Genomic DNA, 1,426 nt, shown 5'->3' with positions numbered 1-1,426 from the left:
ATGGCAAAGGCAACGGGTAAAGTCCTACCATGAAGACCATTAAAAGCGTTGTTTTTAAAGTAATGAGGGATTTTTGCTGCTTGTCCTATTCCTGAAACGAGTACAAAATTGTTGGGAGTTATTTCTTCCATTTCTTCCAGAGCCTTTTTTAATATATTCAGTATTCCAAAATTTCCACAGCCTGGGCACCAAGCAATGTCTAATTCTTTTTCATTTTCTAGACTAAACATATTTTTTCTTTCTATCATTGTAATTCCTCCCTTATCTTAGCGGTTAGCTCTTCAACTGAAAATGGCATTCCATTGAATTTTAATATCTTACTATCTATTTTTATGCCAGTTTCTGCTCTTATTAACTTTGCAAATTGGCCTGTGGCGTTATTTTCAACATCGATTATTTTTTCTGCCTTCTCTAAAAATTCAACCGCATTTTCCGGGATGGGATAAACTTGGCTAAAATGAAGCATAGCAAGATCCTTGTTATTTATATTTTCTAGAGCTTCTTTGACGACATTATAATTTGAACCCCAACATACGACGAGATATTTGTAGTTATCATTTCCATAGAATTCAGGAGAAATAAAATCCTCCTTTAAAGCCTCAAATTTTTTGAGTCTTTTTTCCACCATTTTAATTCGGATATCCAAATCTTCCGTTATATGACCTTCCTCGTCATGTTCATCACTATCTACAACAACTAATCCATTACCATAGTTAGGTATACCTCTTGGTGAAACTCCGTTTTTTGCTTTCGAAAGATCATATCTTTTATAATCTTCAGTAGTTTCTACAAAATATTTTTTATTTTCAATTTTGGAAAGGTCCAACTTTTTAACGTTATAATACGAATCAACAAAAAATTGATCTGTCAAAATGAATACGGGGATTTGATATTTATCCGCAATATTAAAAGCCTTTTGAGTTAAATAGAAAGCTTGTTCAAGGCTACCAGGAGAGAAAACCAACCTTGGGAATTCGCCATGTCCAGCGTGTATAACAAGGTTCAAGCCTTCCTGAGCGGTTCTTGTCGGTAAACCTGTTGCAGGAGCAGGCCTTTGGGCTAAGTGAATTACTAACGGGGATTCGATCATCCCAGCTAGAGAAAGTCCTTCTTCCATTAAAGCAAATCCTCCGTCAGAAGTGGTCACCATTGATCTTGCTCCTGCGTACCATCCACCTATTGCCATATTGATTGCGGCTATTTCATCTTCGGCTTGTTCGACTAAAATATCGAAATTTTTTGAAAAATTGGCTAAATCAACTAGAACTCCCGATCCAGGTGTCATTGGATATGAAAAAATTGAATCACAATTGCCTGCTAACGCTCCAAGAGCTACCGCGTCGGTTCCGCTAATTAATAAATCGTCTTTTAAAGATTCGTTTGCAGAGATCTCTATTTTTATCTCTCCACTTTCAGAAAAGTCTTT

Annotated in this window: 1 protein-coding gene and 1 pseudogene; both read right to left on the bottom strand. The window is 36.1% G+C overall.

All coding sequences use genetic code 11. The features are described from left to right. Positions 1-248 (bottom strand): annotated as a pseudogene (locus tag AA81_RS13755) (2-oxoacid ferredoxin oxidoreductase); the annotation flags it as partial. Continuing rightward, the coding region (locus AA81_RS13750) for a 2-oxoacid:acceptor oxidoreductase subunit alpha (RefSeq protein ID WP_103899351.1) at positions 245-1,426 on the bottom strand (1,182 nt) is incomplete at its 5' end. The pseudogene AA81_RS13755 and the gene AA81_RS13750, both read right to left, overlap by 4 nt.

This window comes from Petrotoga halophila DSM 16923 (genome assembly GCF_002924615.1).
Note: the sequence above shows the minus strand (reverse complement) of the source record. Positions and strands in the feature narration are given on the sequence as shown.